This window comes from Pseudoalteromonas sp. SG45-5 (genome assembly GCF_014164085.1).
GTDB lineage: Bacteria > Pseudomonadota > Gammaproteobacteria > Enterobacterales > Alteromonadaceae > Pseudoalteromonas > Pseudoalteromonas aliena.
In genome coordinates this window covers 18,480-34,354 of record NZ_JACJEM010000051.1, presented here as the reverse complement: position 1 = coordinate 34,354, position 15,875 = coordinate 18,480, and the positions used below count along the sequence as shown (strand labels likewise).

Sequence of the window (15,875 nt, the reverse complement as noted above, 5' to 3'; positions counted from 1 at the left end):
AGCGGTCAGCGGTCAGCGCAGAAAAACATAAGCCTTTGCACTTGCAAAGGCTTTTATCATAAATTGCGCGTTTTTAAATAATATGCTGAGCGTCGTAACGGTCATCTGCGAAAGTAACTAACACCGCATGTTGGGAGTACCGTATCAGCAATTCCTCAGCTGTTCGAGTTGATAGTCTATATCCCAGCCTTATTAAAATTTGTGCTAGCAAACTCAACTTATGTTTATGTAATGAGTACATTTGATGCTGCATCGAATACACCAAGGCAGCCTCTAAATATTCATCACACGACTTTATCGACTACGAGACTCATTCAGTAATATTTAGCACCTGCGCAATAGATGGCTGATACTAGATAATGCGAAGACCTAATAGGTAGTTTTGAATGATGCACATAATCATTAATAATAAGTAAAAAACACATCATAAAAGTTTGAGGAAAACCAAGGTCAAGTTATTTGGCAATATTAAATCTCAACCTCAGTAAACAGATAAAGGCTAACTAATATTCCAGCGATTACTATTATTGGTTTTGGAAACTAGCTAGACCCAGCTCTTCTGATTCGTAACGTGTCCCGGTTAACTTTATCAACCAAACACTATCTATAAAAGTACGGCTAAAATATACAGTTTGACCATCAGGAATGTTAGGCATAAAAGACGTTATTGATTGCCATTGGCCATCTGTTTTATCTTTTAACTTCATCGCCGCATTAAAAAACGATCCATCTTCGTTTGCTTTTACCTCAAGTGCTGTTAATTGTTTTTCATCTCCTATTTCTATTAATGCGCTCTCATTTAATAAGGCTAATAGCATTGGTTGGTGAATTGGATCCAATGATTTTAGTGTTTCAGCAATTTTACTATCAATTGTTATCTCATTTTTCAATTTATAAATATCTGCTTTAACTGCAAAAACAGGTTCGGCATTAGTTTGATAACTTACCAATAATAAAACCATGGAGCTAAGTAATAAATAAACGTGTTTTTTCATAATAGAATATATCCTTTCGTTAGTTTGATAATGCTAGCATAATTTAAAGCAGCTCATAAAAAACGCTAATCCATTAATATTCATAATATTCTTTTATTCATTTACATGAATATAATCATAACCTCTATCTCTGGATTAGCTAATTGGTGATAATAATACGGCAACAATTAAGGAGAGAATAATGAGTATGCAATCACTAGGAATAGAATTAAAACGTCTTCGAACAAACAAAAAATGGACTCAAGCATTTGCGGCTCGGGAAATAGGCATCCAACAATCTTATTTATCAAAACTAGAGAATGGCCAATTCATTCCCTCTCCTGAAGTGATCGAAAAGCTAAAATTGTGCTACGGCGAAGTGTGTTTTAATAACTATTTACCTATAACATCATCAACAAACGTGCCGCTGAAAAAACTGCCCATATTAAGTTTTGTGCTGTTTATAATTGGTCTTATAGTTTGGCTATGTGCAACATATGAAATTTTTTATCCTGAAACCTACTTTACTTATCAGGCAAAACAAGGTGAATTTTTAGCGTTTAATGTTAGTCAGCAATATCAAGGCGAACGTTTTATTGAAGGTGATGTTACGTACCAAATTGTAGGCGAAAGACAAGTTAGCAGGATCGAAAACCGCTTTCTAATTGTAGGTTCTGTAGTGTGTATTTTACTATCTATAGTTGCAGGTGTATTTTCACAAAGGTATAAGTTTCGTAAATTATAAACCCGATATTTAGATGTTACTTAGTTCTAAGAATATTATTTCAGCGCGTTTATGGCGCTCTTTTCTCCTCGGGTTTCTCAATACTCAACCCAAGCTACGGCGTTCAACTTCACTCCGGACGGCTGACGGCTGACGGCTGACGGCTGACGGCTGACGGCTTTAAACTTATAGCTCTAAACACAAAAAGCCCCAGCTAATGCTGAGGCTTTTTTACAAAACTAACTTAATTAAAAAATTAAGCTTGTTTTGGACTAGAAATAACGTCTACTAAAGTCCAAGATTTATTCTTAGAAATTGGTGCGCATTCACGGATAGTAACTACGTCACCCGCTTTTGCTGTGTTATTTTCGTCATGTACGTGTAACTTAGTCGTACGTTTAATGAATTTCCCATAAATTGGGTGCTTCACATAACGTGCGATAGCGATAGTGAAAGATTTTTCCATCTTGTCGCTGATTACACGGCCTTGAAGAGTACGAATTTTATCGCTCATTATTGACCTGCCTTCTGGTTAATAACTGTTTTTACACGCGCGATATCGCGGCGTACTGTTCTTAGCGTGTGTGTCTGAGCTAACTGACCAGTGCTAGCTTGCATGCGCATATTAAATTGCTCACGAAGTAGTCCTAGAAGTTCAGCATTAAGCTCTTCTACGCTTTTGTCTTTTAGTTCGCTAGCTTTCATCACATTACCGTCCGAGTTACGAAAGTTGTTTTGAATGGCAGTTTACGAGCAGCAAGGTCGAATGCTTCACGAGCAAGCTCTTCTGAAACACCTTCCATTTCGTAAAGTACTTTACCAGGCTGAATTTCAGCAACCCAATATTCAACAGAACCTTTACCTTTACCCATACGAACTTCAAGAGGTTTTTCTGTAATCGGTTTGTCAGGGAAGACACGAATCCAGATTTTACCTTGACGTTTCACGTGACGCGTCATAGCACGACGAGCTGCTTCGATTTGACGAGCAGTCATGCGGCCACGGCCAGTAGCTTTCAATCCGAAAGTACCGAAGCTTACTTTGTTACCGTTTTGCGCTAAACCGCGGTTGCGGCCTTTGTGCATTTTACGGAATTTTGTACGTTTTGGCTGTAACATTACTCGCTACCTCTACTTAGCACTTTTCTTGGCTTTCTTTGGTGCGCGTTTAGCTGGTTTTTCTTGCTCTTGTACTAGTGGTAAACCACCAATAACTTCGCCTTTGAAAATCCAAACTTTAACACCAATGATACCATAAGTGGTTAAGGCTTCAGAAGTTGCGTAATCGATATCAGCACGAAGAGTATGTAGAGGTACACGACCTTCACGATACCATTCTGAACGTGCGATTTCAGCGCCGCCAAGACGACCGCTAACTTCAACTTTAATCCCTTTAGAACCGATGCGCATTGCATTTTGTACCGAACGCTTCATAGCGCGACGGAACATAACACGACGTTCTAGTTGAGAGGCAATGCCGTCTGCTACTAGTTGTGCATCTAGTTCTGGTTTACGTACTTCAGAGATATTAATCTGAGCAGGTACACCAGCGATTTTAGTTACCGCTTGACGTAATTTTTCTACGTCTTCGCCTTTTTTACCGATAACAACACCCGGACGAGCCGTGTGAATTGTTACGCGGATTGATTTTGCTGGACGCTCAATAACGATTTTAGACACAGAAGCCGTTTTTAATTCCTTAGTAAGGAATGCACGAACTTTGTGATCGCCAAAAAGCTGATCAGAGAAATCTTTAGAACTCGCGTACCAGGTAGAAACCCAAGGTTTAGATATACCTAGGCGAATACCAGTAGGATGAACTTTTTGTCCCATTACTTATACTCCTAGCTATCTGAAACCATAACAGTGATATGGCTTGTACGCTTAAGGATGCGGTCTGCGCGTCCTTTAGCACGAGGCATAATACGTTTCATTGTAGGACCATCGTCCACAAAGATCGTAGTTATACGAAGCTCATCAATGTCAGCACCTTCGTTATGCTCTGCGTTAGCAATAGCAGACTCAAGTACTTTCTTAACTAATACAGCCGCTTTTTTAGGGCTGTACGCCAGGATTTCTAGTGCGCGATCGACAGGTAATCCGCGGATCTGATCTGCAACTAGACGTGCTTTTTGCGCCGAACCAGAGGCGAATTTATGTTTAGCTAATGCTTGCATTTATCTTCCCCTCTTAACGTTTCTTCGCTTTCTTATCCGCAGCATGGCCACGGTAAGTGCGAGTTGGTGCAAATTCACCTAGTTTGTGACCGATCATTTCGTCAGAAACGAAAACTGGTACGTGCTGGCGACCATTATGGACAGCAATGGTCAATCCGATCATGTTAGGTATGATCATTGAACGACGGCTCCAAGTTTTAATTGGCTTCTTCTCACCGCTTTCCAAAGCTTTCTCTACCTTCTTCAGCAAGTGTAGGTCTATAAAAGGACCCTTCTTGAGAGAGCGTGGCATGGCTATTCCTCAATATTACTTAGTACGACGACGTACTATAAATTTATCCGTACGCTTATTCTTACGCGTCTTCGCACCCTTAGTCGGTTTACCCCATGGAGACACAGGATGACGACCACCAGATGTACGACCTTCACCACCACCGTGTGGGTGATCTACCGGGTTCATGGCAACACCACGAACTGTCGGACGAATACCACGCCAGCGATTTGCACCTGCTTTACCAAGTGAACGAAGCATATGCTCAGCATTGCCTACTTCACCTAGAGTCGCACGACAATCAGATTCAACTTTACGAACTTCGCCTGAACGAAGACGTAATGTTACATACTGACCATCACGAGCAAGGATTTGAACGTATGCACCAGCAGAACGTGCGATTTGAGCACCTTTACCTGGTTTTAATTCTACGTTGTGAACAGTCGAACCTACAGGCATATTACGCATTGGTAATGCATTACCAGGTTTGATTGGTGCATCAACACCAGACTGGATTGCATCGCCAGCTTTTAAGCCTTTAGGTGCGATAATGTAACGACGCTCACCGTCTGCATATAATACAAGAGCGATGTTTGCGCTACGATTTGGATCGTATTCTAAACGTTCAACAGTGGCTGGAATGCCATCTTTAGTACGTTTAAAATCGATTAAACGGTAATGTTGCTTATGACCACCACCGATATGACGAACCGTAATACGACCATTGTTATTACGACCACCTGATTTAGAGTTTTTCTCTAAAAGTGGTGCGTATGGCTTACCCTTATGTAGATCTGGGTTAACCACTTTAACTAGGTGACGACGGCCCGCAGAAGTAGGCTTACACTTTTGAAGTGCCATAATTCTATCCCCTTATTACTCGGCGCCGCCGACAAAGTCTAGTTCACTACCTTCTTTAAGAGTAACGTAAGCTTTTTTCCAGTCGTTACGACGACCGAAACGTGCGCCAGTACGTTTTGTTTTACCCTTAACATTAAGTGTGCGAACACCCGTTACTTCTACTTCAAAAAGCTTCTCAACTGCTACTTTAATTTCAGCTTTAGTTGCGTCATTTGATACTTTAAAAACAATAGTATTGTTTTCTTCAGCAGCAATAGTGCTTTTTTCAGAGATATGTGGAGCAACGATCACTTTTAAAAGACGTTCTTCGCGGATCATGCTAGCGCCTCCTCAAGTTGCTTAACAGCAGCGGCTGTAATAAGTACCTTGTCGAAAGCAATTAAGCTTACAGGATCGATACCAGCTACATCACGCGTGTCAACCTTATAAAGGTTACGTGCCGATAAGAAAAGATTTTCATCTACTTCTTCAGTCACGATAAGAACATCTTTAAGCTCAAGTTCTTTAAGCTTAGCAACTAGTTCTTTAGTTTTTGGTGCTGCTAGAGCAAAACTTTCAACAACGATTAAACGCTCTTGACGAACTAATTCAGATAAGATGCTTTTAATCGCACCACGGTACATTTTACGGTTTACTTTTTGGCTGTGGTCTTGTGGTTTAGCTGCAAAGCTAACGCCACCTGAACGCCAAATTGGGCTACGGATTGTACCGGCACGTGCACGGCCAGTACCTTTTTGAGCCCATGGTTTTTTACCACCACCGCTTACTTCAGAACGTGTCTTCTGAGCACGAGTACCTTGACGAGCACCTGCTGCATATGCAACAACTACTTGGTGTACTAATGCTTCGTTAAACTCACGTCCAAAAGTAGCTTCAGAAACTTCAAGAGCGCCAGAAGCGTCTTTAATTGCTAATTCCATCACTAAATCTCCAGGACTTATGCTTTAACAGCTGGTTTAACGATAACGTCACCGCCAATAGCTCCAGGTACTGCACCCTTAACTAAAAGCAAATTACGCTCAGCGTCAACGCGAACTAGTTCTAAGTTTTGAGTCGTTACACGCTCAGCACCCATATGACCGGCCATTTTCTTACCTTTAAACACCTTACCAGGTGATTGGTTTTGACCGATTGAACCAGGAGCACGGTGAGATAGAGAGTTACCATGTGTAGCGTCTTGCATGCTGAAATTCCAGCGCTTAACACCACCTTGGAAACCTTTACCTTTAGAAGTACCGGTTACGTCAACCTTGTTGATTTCGTTGAATAATTCAACAGTAAGCTCTGCGCCTACTTCAAAATCGCCTTCACCACCGTTAAGGCGGAATTCCCACAGACCGCGACCCGCTTCAACACCAGCTTTAGCGAAATGACCCGCTTTAGCTTTGTTTACACGACTTGCTTTTTTAGTGCCTGCGGTTACTTGAAGCGCGTTATAACCGTCTGTTGCGTCAGATTTGATCTGAGCAATGCGGTTAGGTGTCGCTTCAATAACTGTCACAGGGATAGATACACCATCTTCAGTGAAGATTCGTGTCATACCCACTTTACGACCGACTAGACCTAATGCCATTTTCCTAAAACCTCTCTAATCTTTCGATTAACCCAGGCTGATTTGAACATCAACACCAGCAGCAAGATCTAAACGCATAAGAGCGTCAACAGTCTTGTCAGTTGGTTCTACGATGTCAATCAGACGTTTATGGGTGCGGATCTCGTACTGATCACGCGCATCTTTATTAACGTGCGGTGAAGTTAGTACAGTAAAACGTTCAAAGCGTGTAGGTAGTGGAATTGGTCCACGTACTTGTGCGCCAGTGCGTTTCGCAGTTTCCACGATTTCTGCCGTTGATTGGTCAATCAAACGGTGGTCAAAAGCTTTTAGGCGAATACGAATGCGTTGATTTGACATTCTTAACCTCAATATAAAGAGCATTTAAAAGAGCATAAAAAAACGACCGAAACAATCTTAAAAACATAAGATGCCGGTTGTTGATTTATATCTACGTTGAGTTCCAAATCGGAACTCCTGTTTATTAGCTTGAAATCCAAGCTTAATTTATCCTCTCTAGTCCCCTAGGGAATTTCGAAAGCCTGCGTATTATAGAGGTATTGGTGATAAATGCAACAACTATTTAGAAGCAATATAATGATTCTTGGTTTGAGCAAATAAGCGACCATCACCACTTACAAGCTATACTTAAACTAATAGCTATGCTGTTAGCGACTTCTATTGCGTAAATTAAGTGATTTTTGGATGTTATGGTATCCTATTGCGCTAATTTTGCCTTTAAACTCTCAATATGGTGAGTCGATGCGTATTTTTAATTATTGTTTAAATGTTCTATCTGCTGGGTTTAGCTGCCTATTTGTAAAAAGCAAAGTGCTACCAGAGAACCCTATTGAACAGTACAGTTTAAACCCTGAGTTCCCTACATTTTATATAGTGCGCTTAAATTCAAGATTTGACCTAGCAGCATTGGCGCATGTTTGTAAAAAACATGGTCTCCCCAGCCCGACTGATGAACAAGTGTTAGGTAATCAAAGTTTAGAACGCTTCATTGGTATAAAAAACCCACCACCACTTTTTGGTGATGAAGCTAAATCAACTAGTGCGTTGGCTCAAGGTAAACAGATCATCGACCACTTATTAAAAAGTGGTCAGAAAAACGTGCAAGTAGTGCCTGTCACTATTTTATGGGGGCGCGATCCAGGCAAAGAAAAACCAGGAGTACGCACCTTAATTACCCACTCATTGACGCCAAGTTGGTTTAGAAAATTTTTTGTGGTGTTATTTTCAGGCCGTGATAATTTTATTCGCTTCAGCCAACCTCTCGACTTATCGCTCTTAGTAAATGAAAAAGCAGATGTGAGTGAATTACCACACAAGTTATTACGTGTCGCCTTGGTCCACTTTAAACGCCAAAAATTAGCAGCCACAGGCCCAAAAATGCCATCACGCGAGCAACTATTTAATTCTTTGCTTGCTTCACCTACAATAAAAAAAGCGATTCAGGAAGAAGCTAAGTCAAAAAACATTAGCCAAGAGCAAGCTCGTCAAAATGCGCTCAAGTTACTTGATGAAATAGCTGCCAATTATTCTGAGGCAATGATACGCGTTGCGGAAAGGTTTTTAACTTGGTTGTGGAACAAGTTGTATAACGGTATTGATATAAAACATACTGAGCAACTTCACGAGTTAACAAACAAAGGGCATGAAATTATTTATATGCCGTGTCACCGCAGTCATATGGATTACTTACTGCTTACCTACTCAATTTATCATTTAGGCTTAGTGCCACCACACATAGCTGCGGGTATCAATCTCAACTTTTTCCCTGCCGGCGGTATTTTTAGACGCTCAGGAGCGTTTTTTATTCGCCGCTCATTTGCAGGAAATAAGCTCTATTCGGCAATATTTAAAGAGTATTTAAGTCAGCTATTTATTAAAGGCTACTCTGTTAAGTTTTATACAGAAGGCGGTCGAAGCAGAACTGGGCGTTTACTTCCACCTAAAACGGGTATGTTATCAATGACCTTACAGGCAATGCTGCGTGGAATAGACCGCCCTATATCGATAGTCCCTGTGTATATTGGCTACGAACACGTTATGGAAATTAACACCTACCTTAAAGAGCTTGATGGTAAAGATAAAAAAGGCGAGTCTATTTTTGGTATTTTTAAAGCAATTAAAAATCTTAAAAATTATGGGCGTGGTAATTTAAACTTTGGCGATCCAATCTCAATTAACCAATATTTAAATGATAATCAACCAGATTGGCGCGATTCAATTCATCCAACCGATGTTCAAAAGCCACAATGGCTAGGGTCGCAAGTTACTAAACTTGCCGATCAAGTAATGGTTAAAATTAATAATGCAGCGGCGCTTAATGCTGTTAACTTACTGGCAATGATATTACTGGTTAACGATAAACAGGCATTAAGTAAACCAAAGCTCCTAGCACAACTTGATTTTTACCTGCGCTTACAACGCGACGCTAGCTACAGCGATAAAGTAACAGCGCCTGATGAAACACCTGAGCAACTACTAACACATGCATTAAAGCTTAATAAGTTTGAAGTGATAAGTGATGAATTTGGTGAAATTATTACAATTAGCGATAAAGAAAAAGTATTATTTAATTACTACCGAAATAATATTTTGCACTTATTTGCTGTGCCAAGCCTAATTGCGCTACATCTATTCAAGCAGCACACAACAACTATTCAACAGTGCCAAGAGCTAGTAAAAACGTTTTATCCGCTGTTTGCTAAAGAGTGGTATTTGCAACCACTTGATGAAAACTACGTAACACGTATTTTGGCAAACTTTGCAGATCAAAACTTAATTGAGTTTGATGGCGACAATATCCACATTACAAATAGCAACGATTGTTTAGCCAAACTTGAAATGCTAGGAAGAGCACTAAGCTTTACTTTGCAGCGTTACGCTATTGTAATTGGATTTATTCAAACAAATGATGCCATTGCCAAAGATGAACTTGAACGAGAAAGCCAAGTATTAGCACAGCGCCTAGGTACACTGCATGGCATTAAAACACCTGAATTTTTTGACAAAAAAGTACTGGTTAGCTTTATTGATAATTTACGCGAGCAATCATTAATAACTGAATGCGATAAAGGTTTAATAGGTAGTACACAGCTGTGTAAAACTTATACACATCTTAAGGCATTACTGCCAGCACGGGTCTGGCAGTCAATTAGCGATATAGTGCAAAGTCAGTCTAATTGAGGACTATATCTCTATTGATGGGGTTAGCGTTGGCGCATAACCCCTTCTTGCATTGTTGAGGCAATTAAGTTGCCCAGGCGGTCAAAAAACTGCCCTCTCACCAATCCTCTGCCTGAACTAGCGATTGGACTATCTATTGAATATAAAATCCAGTCATCCATTCTGAATGGACGATGAAACCACATTGCATGATCGATAGTCGCTACTTGCATGTTTGGTTGCATAAACGATACGCCATGAGGTTGTAATGCAGTTGGTAAAAACTCAAAGTCGGACGCATAAGCTAACAAATAATTATGAATGCGTTGGTCATCTGGCATATCGCCATTAGCTTTAAACCAAATATGCTTAACAGGCTCCATTGCTTCAGGCTTGAACGGGTTATGAAAGGTGACAGGTCGCATTTCAATTGGCATTTCACGAATAAACTTATTGCGAATCGCTTCTGGAATATGTGACGCATGCTCTTGATAAAACTCTAACGACGACCGCAGCTCCTCAGGTTCAGGTACATCAGGCATAGTTGCTTGATGCGATAGACCATCTTCTTTACCTTGAAATGACGCGGTCATATAAAAAATCGGTTTACCATATTGAATTGCTTTTACACGACGAGTACTAAAACTTTTTCCATCGCGAATAGTTTCTACATCATAAACAATGGGTTTAGCTGGATCGCCTGGGCGTAAAAAGTAAGAGTGGAGGGAATGAACAATACGCCCTTCAGGTAATGTTTCTTTGGCTGCAGAGAGGGCTTGCCCCATAACTTGACCACCAAACACAGCACCAAAGCCTAAATCCTGACTTTGTCCGCGGTATAAACCCTGCTCTATTTCTTCAAGTGTTAACAGCGACAATAAATCATCTAATACTTGGCTCATTACTTCTTCCTCAATCCCCAGATAAGTTAATGATACTATAGACTAGAACTATGTAAATATTTGTTAGGGGTACTGCTATGGCTTACTGGCTTTTTAAAACCGAACCCGATGCGTTTTCATTAGATGATTTAAAAAACGCACCAAAACAAACCACTCTTTGGGAAGGCGTACGTAATTACCAAGCGCGAAACTTTATGCGTGATGGCGTTAAAATTGGCGACTTGGCGATGATTTATCATTCAAGCTGTAAACAAGTTGGCGTAGTGGGTATTGCTACAGTTACAAAAGAAGCTTACCCAGATCCAACTCAATTTGATTTAAGTAGTGATTATTACGACGCTAAAGCCACCAGCAAGAAGCCACGCTGGGTTGTTGTTGAAGTTACTTACCAAGGCCACCTAAAAAAATTAGTTAGTCTCAAAGACATTAAAGCGAATAATAATATTACTGAAATAGCACTTAAAAAAGGTGGTCGCTTGTCTGTAATGCCTGTTAGTGAAAATGACTGGGATGAAATTATTAAAATGGCGAAGTAGCGCTCTGCAGTTATTACTGAGACGCGCAGCAGCTTACTCCAAGCAAGTTACTATGGGTCACAAATTAATGCTATAAATACAATGGCGCTCTAAAAGAGCGCCATTGTATTATTTTTTCTTCTTCTTTTTGTGCCCATGCTTTGGAACAATTAAGAAATATAAAAATAACCCTAACCACGAGAAAATAATGATCCCAAATAGCCAGCCGTTTTTTTCATGGCCTTGAGTTCGTTTGTTATTAAGCACTATCACTACAGGTAAAATGTAGGCGCTCAATACAATAATTAAAAATACAACTTCATTCATTCTTTTACTAAGCTTTCCCAGTTTACTTCGTTATTTAGCACGCGTTCGACGGCTATGTAATGCAAAATATCGCCGGCATTTATTTTATAATCAAGCGGTGGATTTAAATCCATATTTTGTGCACTCAAGTTGTGCGCCACGCCTAACAATATAGCATCATGCTCAAGCTTAAAATGATGAAATAAAGTACCAAATTCCATTTCTTTACTGTCTTTTGGTATTGCTAAGCTAAATTGCGTATCACCGTGAAGTGTAGACAGTAGTTCTTCTTGTACTCGACTAGAGCCAGGGTCTTGCATTGAACGCACAAGTATTTCTGCTGATTTAGCGCTAGAGCATTCTATATTTTGACAATGCTCTAGTAGCATATCTATTTTAGTTTCATCTAAAAAGTGCGCGCTTATATGGCAATCATCTTTAACTAAACGACTTATACGCAGTGCAGTAGTAAATGTTTGATCGTCATCTTGGCCATCAATAATAACCTTATCTGCACGATTAATAGCCACACGCTCTAACTCAGCTAAATTAGTAAAACTCGTTAAACGTACAAAATCCACACTATCATTTGCTAAAAATGGATGATCCATCTGCTCTGTGACCGCAAGTAGAATTCGACGATCGGTTCGTTTAGTATCGGCCAGAATATAATCAATCATTTTTTTTGTACGGGTATCGTGCCAACCAAAAATAATTATGTGATTAGTACTGTGGGCAAAACTTTTATCACCAGTCATAGCGCGCCTAATTAAGTAAGTAACAGTTTGTCCTGCTTTTCCCAACAGAACACCAAATAAAGCCAAACCAAATGGAATTTGTATTAACGCGACCACCCAACGACCAAGCTCAGTAGTTGGACTAAAGTCACCATAACCTACCGTTGATGTTGTTATTACGTAATAGTAAATAAAAGTGCTTGGAGGTATCAAGGTCTCTTCATTTGCTAGCACCAATAAACACCATGTAATAATAATATGCAAAGAAATAACAATAGCTATAGATTGCCAACTTACTTGCTCTATATGGCTGCGTAATAACACGATGAAACGTTTAAAAGTATGATGCATAGTTTTTAATTGCTAATAGATTAGTAAAATCACTTTGTAGTACGGTACTGTAAATTATACCACCATAGCAACAACTAGCTGCAAATTTAACCTCGAAAGATAAACAGACCCTAAGCTATGTAGTTAAAAAATAGTAAGCTATAGTAATGTAATAATTAGATTAGATAAGTTCATTATGGTTGGTGTTTTAGCTTCGGTTGATCAACGTACTCAGTTGGTTGGTGAAAACCGCTTAGAGTTGTTATTGTTTTATTTACATAGCCGCCACTTATTTGCACTCAATGTGTTTAAAATAAAAGAAGTGGTAAAGCTGCCACATTTAAGCAAAATTCCCCATTCTCACTCCAAAATAACTGGAGTTGCGAATATTAGAGGTGAATCTATACCTGTAATCGATTTACGGCAGGCTATTTCTATGTCCGCAGTGAAATACGCCGAAGACTGTAACTTAGTTATTACAGAATACAATAGAAGCGTGCAAGGCTTTTTGATTGGCAAAGTTGATCAAATCGTTAATATGACATGGTCAGATATTATGCCACCGCCTAGCTCTGTTGGTAAAAATCATTACTTAACAGCGCTCACTAAAATCAAACGTGATGATCAAGAACATCTCGTTGAAATCATTGATGTGGAAAAAGTACTAGCAGAAATAGTTGAATATGAGGTGGATATTTCTGATGGGGTACTCGATCAAGGCATCGTCAATGAGTTTGCGGGACGTAAAATACTTCACGCCGATGACTCACCCACTGCACGTAAACAAGTAAGCGATACGCTGTCACAACTGGGCATTGAGATTATTCCTGCAAGTAATGGCTTAGAAGCTCTTAACATGCTTAGAGGCTGGGCTGATGAAGGGCGAGATGTCGAAAAAGAGCTCTTAATGGTAATTACAGATGCCGAAATGCCTTCTATGGATGGCTATCGCTTAACCCATGAAATACGTAACGATGGCAGGCTTAAAAATCTTTATGTGGTTCTTAACACATCTTTAAGTGGTAGCTTTAACGAGGCTATGGTAGAAAAAGTTGGTTGTAATGCATTTTTATCTAAATTCCAACCTGATTTGCTTGTTAATGAAGTACAAAATCGCCTAAAAGAAGTGCTTAATAACAGCACCGAATAGCCATACTGAAGATTTTAGTCTATTTGCCAATTTAGCGCTTTTGTGATTAATTGGCATTTTAGACACATAATAAAAATACAACATTTGCTCAAAAAAGTTGCCAAACCACTCACTACCTTAGTGAAACGTTATCTGCCTGACCCATTTATTTTTGTTACTTTACTCACCTTTGTAATTACATCTGTCGTAACACCTTCAGCCCACAAAAAATGATTACCGCAGTTTTCAATTCTATCTTGTTGTCGCACCTGATTAAATCGATGGTAATTATATTTGACACGCGCTATGTGTAGATTCCTTATTTGGGAGAAGTTTTGCTTGCAATTCACCTTTATACATTACTCTCGTTAATGAGGGGGAATCCATACATCTGCGAAATTAATCACGAAAGGTCAACACGCCCTAGTTAAATAAACGCACAGCACTGGTCACATAGATTGTATTAATCGTGCCATGGAAATTTCCTTTGATCCAATTGATGCTTTTTAACTAACTGTATGAACTCTTCTGTTTGTTGTTGCGAAAGCGTCCAAAATAAACCTCGGCTATCATATATTGGTTTATAGAATTCACTTTGCTTTGCGCAATATAAACCAAACTCAGCTGGGTTTTCCTCCTCTTGAAAAACAGCTAGGTTGTTAAGTGATTCAAAATAAATTGTCTTTTGAGGAAGTAAATAGTAACTGACCGAGACGCTGCATTTTTCTATATCTAGTGTTAGTTTTGATTCCATTAACACCAACATATAAAAGCACGTAAAAATGAAAAAAATTAAAAGCAGTATGGCAAACCAAAACAAAGTGTCCGGATTATTAAGTAAACTACCTTGGCGAAAACCATCGGCTGTTTCTTCGGGATTTAAAACACCTCTTCCAAACCACATAATAAAAGCCATCGCAACAACAACAGTAAAAAGGTACTTAGTTTTTTTAAGGATAAAATGAAATTGTGTCATGAAAGTCCCCGATATCACTATTGTGATATCGGGCTCCTTGTTATTATTGGATATATTTTTCAATGCCTATTAACGCATTATTTACAGTCGCACTAAAACGCAGTGGTGTTTGCCGCCCCCTATAGAACATGAACGAGCATTATTACTATTATTCATAACAATCAACTCGATAAAATAGTCATCGGCAGACTCAATATGGGGTTTTCTGAATCCGCAAAATGCATCATTACAGCGATATGACCAGCAACTACAACTGCATACATTACAGCCGAAAAAATTTGGCCGTATTTATCCAGTGGCATTAAATGCGAATAGTGACGACCTCGCCATTCAAATATAATCTCCAGCGCACCAACAAACAAAAAGAATACCAGTAACATCAAACCAAATGTGTAACTCAGCCATAAGCCAAATAAAACACCGAGTAAACATACGCTTAAACCAATCCATGAGCGCATTGAAAAACTAATACTTTTTAATACATGCCCGCCATCAAGCGGTAAAATGGGTAGCAAGTTAAATAAATTTAGTAATGCACTAAGCACCGCGACACCGGCAAATATTTCCATTTCTGTGGCGTAATACAAAACCACACCCAGCACAGAGGTAATTAAACCAAACGCAGGCCCCATTAGCGATATAACCACATCTTGCCAACGAGTCGTTATTTTATCGTCACTTACGGCCAGCCCACCAACAAATGGGATTAAATAAATACCTTTGGTTTTTATCCCAAAATATTTCATAGCTCGCACATGGCCATATTCGTGCACAACCAGACACGCAATAAGCATGAGTGCAAATTCAATACTAAATAACCACGCATAGCCTGCAACCGAAGCCCCCGCAAGCACGGTTTTAATTACTTTAGCGCTTTTAAAAAGCTTAAAGCCTAATGCTGCTAAACCTAAAAATCCTTTTTTAGGTGCTCCGTTTGTCGATACCGGCAATGCTAGTTGTGTAGCAAATTGATCATCCACAAACAGCGAAATACTGTGCTCTTCGACCGTGCCGGTATCAATACCTATTACTTTATTATCGTGAGTAAACTGATAATAATTTTCACGTGGGTTGTCAAAGGTTATGGCTTGTTGAGCATGGAAAACTTGCACTATTTTTTGCCCTGCTACCATAAGTGAAAATGGTTGTTCGGCTAAAGTGAGGTCTATTCTTATCATAATTAAAACCGTTTAAAACAATGAACCTAGTATACCTTCTCGCTTATAAAACACGAGTAGCATA

Annotated in this window: 21 protein-coding genes; 4 read left to right on the top strand and 17 right to left on the bottom strand. The window is 39.5% G+C overall.

Going from position 1 to position 15,875, the window contains the following annotated elements; all coding sequences use genetic code 11:
• Positions 1 to 524: 524 nt before the first annotated feature.
• Positions 525 to 995 (bottom strand): hypothetical protein, encoded by a 471-nt coding sequence (locus H5119_RS15780; protein WP_182702898.1) that lies wholly within the window; start codon positions 993 to 995, stop codon positions 525 to 527.
• Between the two features lie 187 nt (positions 996 to 1,182).
• On the opposite strand from H5119_RS15780, the gene H5119_RS15775 reads away from it, so the two are divergent.
• Positions 1,183 to 1,719 (top strand): helix-turn-helix domain-containing protein, encoded by a 537-nt coding sequence (locus tag H5119_RS15775; protein ID WP_182702899.1) that lies wholly within the window; start codon positions 1,183 to 1,185, stop codon positions 1,717 to 1,719.
• Positions 1,720 to 1,954: 235 nt separating this feature from the next.
• Here the strand turns inward: H5119_RS15775 and rpsQ are convergent, their stop codons facing one another.
• Genes rpsQ through rpsJ form a run of 11 tightly spaced genes read right to left on the bottom strand, consistent with a single transcriptional unit; the run spans position 1,955 to position 6,918 of the window.
• Entirely contained in the window at positions 1,955 to 2,212 is a 258-nt protein-coding gene (gene rpsQ, locus H5119_RS15770) for a 30S ribosomal protein S17 (protein WP_002957888.1), read from the bottom strand.
• Positions 2,212 to 2,403, bottom strand: a complete 192-nt coding sequence (gene rpmC / locus H5119_RS15765; protein WP_002957889.1) for a 50S ribosomal protein L29 — start codon at positions 2,401 to 2,403, stop codon at positions 2,212 to 2,214. The genes rpsQ and rpmC overlap by 1 nt, the downstream gene beginning before the upstream one ends.
• Complete coding sequence (gene rplP / locus H5119_RS15760; protein WP_002957890.1) at positions 2,403 to 2,816, bottom strand: 50S ribosomal protein L16; 414 nt, start codon at positions 2,814 to 2,816, stop codon at positions 2,403 to 2,405. The genes rpmC and rplP overlap by 1 nt, the downstream gene beginning before the upstream one ends.
• A 12-nt stretch (positions 2,817 to 2,828) precedes the next feature.
• Entirely contained in the window at positions 2,829 to 3,530 is a 702-nt protein-coding gene (rpsC, locus tag H5119_RS15755; RefSeq protein ID WP_006791356.1) for a 30S ribosomal protein S3, read from the bottom strand.
• Between the two features lie 11 nt (positions 3,531 to 3,541).
• Positions 3,542 to 3,874, bottom strand: coding sequence for a 50S ribosomal protein L22 (gene rplV / locus H5119_RS15750; RefSeq protein ID WP_002957892.1), 333 nt, complete (start codon positions 3,872 to 3,874; stop codon positions 3,542 to 3,544).
• 13 nt (positions 3,875 to 3,887) lie between these two features.
• Positions 3,888 to 4,166 carry a 30S ribosomal protein S19 gene (rpsS, locus tag H5119_RS15745; protein WP_004588689.1) on the bottom strand — a complete coding sequence of 93 codons (279 nt, stop codon included), beginning with the start codon at positions 4,164 to 4,166 and terminating at the stop codon, positions 3,888 to 3,890.
• A 15-nt stretch (positions 4,167 to 4,181) separates the two neighbouring features.
• Positions 4,182 to 5,006 carry a 50S ribosomal protein L2 gene (rplB, locus tag H5119_RS15740; RefSeq protein ID WP_007376192.1) on the bottom strand — a complete coding sequence of 275 codons (825 nt, stop codon included), beginning with the start codon at positions 5,004 to 5,006 and terminating at the stop codon, positions 4,182 to 4,184.
• Between the two features lie 15 nt (positions 5,007 to 5,021).
• Positions 5,022 to 5,324 (bottom strand): 50S ribosomal protein L23, encoded by a 303-nt coding sequence (gene rplW, locus H5119_RS15735; protein ID WP_077536678.1) that lies wholly within the window; start codon positions 5,322 to 5,324, stop codon positions 5,022 to 5,024.
• A complete protein-coding gene (rplD, locus tag H5119_RS15730) occupies positions 5,321 to 5,926 on the bottom strand; it encodes a 50S ribosomal protein L4 (RefSeq protein WP_077536677.1) in 606 nt (201 codons plus the stop codon). Before rplD ends, rplW begins: the two co-directional genes overlap by 4 nt.
• Positions 5,927 to 5,943: 17 nt before the next feature.
• Positions 5,944 to 6,579, bottom strand: a complete 636-nt coding sequence (rplC, locus tag H5119_RS15725; protein ID WP_002957898.1) for a 50S ribosomal protein L3 — start codon at positions 6,577 to 6,579, stop codon at positions 5,944 to 5,946.
• 27 nt (positions 6,580 to 6,606) lie between these two features.
• Entirely contained in the window at positions 6,607 to 6,918 is a 312-nt protein-coding gene (gene rpsJ, locus H5119_RS15720; RefSeq protein WP_002957900.1) for a 30S ribosomal protein S10, read from the bottom strand.
• 402 nt (positions 6,919 to 7,320) lie between these two features.
• On the opposite strand from rpsJ, the gene plsB reads away from it, so the two are divergent.
• Positions 7,321 to 9,759 (top strand): glycerol-3-phosphate 1-O-acyltransferase PlsB, encoded by a 2,439-nt coding sequence (gene plsB, locus H5119_RS15715; RefSeq protein ID WP_182702897.1) that lies wholly within the window; start codon positions 7,321 to 7,323, stop codon positions 9,757 to 9,759.
• Between the two features lie 23 nt (positions 9,760 to 9,782).
• Here the strand turns inward: plsB and tesB are convergent, their stop codons facing one another.
• Positions 9,783 to 10,640, bottom strand: a complete 858-nt coding sequence (gene tesB / locus H5119_RS15710; RefSeq protein WP_077536676.1) for an acyl-CoA thioesterase II — start codon at positions 10,638 to 10,640, stop codon at positions 9,783 to 9,785.
• 77 nt (positions 10,641 to 10,717) lie between these two features.
• Between tesB and H5119_RS15705 the strand changes: the two genes are divergently transcribed.
• Positions 10,718 to 11,176, top strand: a complete 459-nt coding sequence (locus H5119_RS15705; protein WP_182702896.1) for an EVE domain-containing protein — start codon at positions 10,718 to 10,720, stop codon at positions 11,174 to 11,176.
• Positions 11,177 to 11,284: 108 nt separating this feature from the next.
• On the opposite strand, the gene H5119_RS15700 is transcribed toward H5119_RS15705, so the two are convergent.
• Positions 11,285 to 11,482 carry a PLDc N-terminal domain-containing protein gene (locus H5119_RS15700; protein ID WP_182702895.1) on the bottom strand — a complete coding sequence of 66 codons (198 nt, stop codon included), beginning with the start codon at positions 11,480 to 11,482 and terminating at the stop codon, positions 11,285 to 11,287.
• Entirely contained in the window at positions 11,479 to 12,549 is a 1,071-nt protein-coding gene (locus H5119_RS15695; RefSeq protein ID WP_182702894.1) for a potassium channel family protein, read from the bottom strand. Before H5119_RS15695 ends, H5119_RS15700 begins: the two co-directional genes overlap by 4 nt.
• 175 nt (positions 12,550 to 12,724) lie before the next feature.
• Here H5119_RS15695 and H5119_RS15690 point away from each other — a divergent pair, with 175 nt between their 5' ends.
• Positions 12,725 to 13,678, top strand: coding sequence for a chemotaxis protein CheV (locus H5119_RS15690; protein WP_077536672.1), 954 nt, complete (start codon positions 12,725 to 12,727; stop codon positions 13,676 to 13,678).
• 442 nt (positions 13,679 to 14,120) lie between these two features.
• On the opposite strand, the gene H5119_RS15680 is transcribed toward H5119_RS15690, so the two are convergent.
• Positions 14,121 to 14,633, bottom strand: coding sequence for a hypothetical protein (locus tag H5119_RS15680; RefSeq protein ID WP_138585901.1), 513 nt, complete (start codon positions 14,631 to 14,633; stop codon positions 14,121 to 14,123).
• A 161-nt stretch (positions 14,634 to 14,794) separates the two neighbouring features.
• Positions 14,795 to 15,811 (bottom strand): metalloprotease, encoded by a 1,017-nt coding sequence (locus tag H5119_RS15675; protein ID WP_077536671.1) that lies wholly within the window; start codon positions 15,809 to 15,811, stop codon positions 14,795 to 14,797.
• Positions 15,812 to 15,875: the final 64 nt, after the last annotated feature.

What these genes read in the sequence shown, in the direction of transcription:
- H5119_RS15780 (WP_182702898.1), bottom strand. Translation starts at nt 995, where the DNA reads ATGAAAAAACACGTTTATTTATTACTTAGCTCCATGGTTTTATTATTG.
- tesB (WP_077536676.1), bottom strand. Translation starts at nt 10,640, where the DNA reads ATGAGCCAAGTATTAGATGATTTATTGTCGCTGTTAACACTTGAAGAA.
- rpmC (WP_002957889.1), bottom strand. Translation starts at nt 2,403, where the DNA reads ATGAAAGCTAGCGAACTAAAAGACAAAAGCGTAGAAGAGCTTAATGCT.
- plsB (WP_182702897.1), top strand. Translation starts at nt 7,321, where the DNA reads ATGCGTATTTTTAATTATTGTTTAAATGTTCTATCTGCTGGGTTTAGC.
- H5119_RS15675 (WP_077536671.1), bottom strand. Translation starts at nt 15,811, where the DNA reads ATGATAAGAATAGACCTCACTTTAGCCGAACAACCATTTTCACTTATG.
- H5119_RS15680 (WP_138585901.1), bottom strand. Translation starts at nt 14,633, where the DNA reads ATGACACAATTTCATTTTATCCTTAAAAAAACTAAGTACCTTTTTACT.
- H5119_RS15695 (WP_182702894.1), bottom strand. Translation starts at nt 12,549, where the DNA reads ATGCATCATACTTTTAAACGTTTCATCGTGTTATTACGCAGCCATATA.
- rplD (WP_077536677.1), bottom strand. Translation starts at nt 5,926, where the DNA reads ATGGAATTAGCAATTAAAGACGCTTCTGGCGCTCTTGAAGTTTCTGAA.
- rplC (WP_002957898.1), bottom strand. Translation starts at nt 6,579, where the DNA reads ATGGCATTAGGTCTAGTCGGTCGTAAAGTGGGTATGACACGAATCTTC.
- H5119_RS15690 (WP_077536672.1), top strand. Translation starts at nt 12,725, where the DNA reads ATGGTTGGTGTTTTAGCTTCGGTTGATCAACGTACTCAGTTGGTTGGT.
- H5119_RS15705 (WP_182702896.1), top strand. Translation starts at nt 10,718, where the DNA reads ATGGCTTACTGGCTTTTTAAAACCGAACCCGATGCGTTTTCATTAGAT.
- rpsS (WP_004588689.1), bottom strand. Translation starts at nt 4,166, where the DNA reads ATGCCACGCTCTCTCAAGAAGGGTCCTTTTATAGACCTACACTTGCTG.
- rplV (WP_002957892.1), bottom strand. Translation starts at nt 3,874, where the DNA reads ATGCAAGCATTAGCTAAACATAAATTCGCCTCTGGTTCGGCGCAAAAA.
- rplB (WP_007376192.1), bottom strand. Translation starts at nt 5,006, where the DNA reads ATGGCACTTCAAAAGTGTAAGCCTACTTCTGCGGGCCGTCGTCACCTA.
- rplW (WP_077536678.1), bottom strand. Translation starts at nt 5,324, where the DNA reads ATGATCCGCGAAGAACGTCTTTTAAAAGTGATCGTTGCTCCACATATC.
- rpsQ (WP_002957888.1), bottom strand. Translation starts at nt 2,212, where the DNA reads ATGAGCGATAAAATTCGTACTCTTCAAGGCCGTGTAATCAGCGACAAG.
- H5119_RS15775 (WP_182702899.1), top strand. Translation starts at nt 1,183, where the DNA reads ATGCAATCACTAGGAATAGAATTAAAACGTCTTCGAACAAACAAAAAA.
- rpsJ (WP_002957900.1), bottom strand. Translation starts at nt 6,918, where the DNA reads ATGTCAAATCAACGCATTCGTATTCGCCTAAAAGCTTTTGACCACCGT.
- rplP (WP_002957890.1), bottom strand. Translation starts at nt 2,816, where the DNA reads ATGTTACAGCCAAAACGTACAAAATTCCGTAAAATGCACAAAGGCCGC.
- H5119_RS15700 (WP_182702895.1), bottom strand. Translation starts at nt 11,482, where the DNA reads ATGAATGAAGTTGTATTTTTAATTATTGTATTGAGCGCCTACATTTTA.
- rpsC (WP_006791356.1), bottom strand. Translation starts at nt 3,530, where the DNA reads ATGGGACAAAAAGTTCATCCTACTGGTATTCGCCTAGGTATATCTAAA.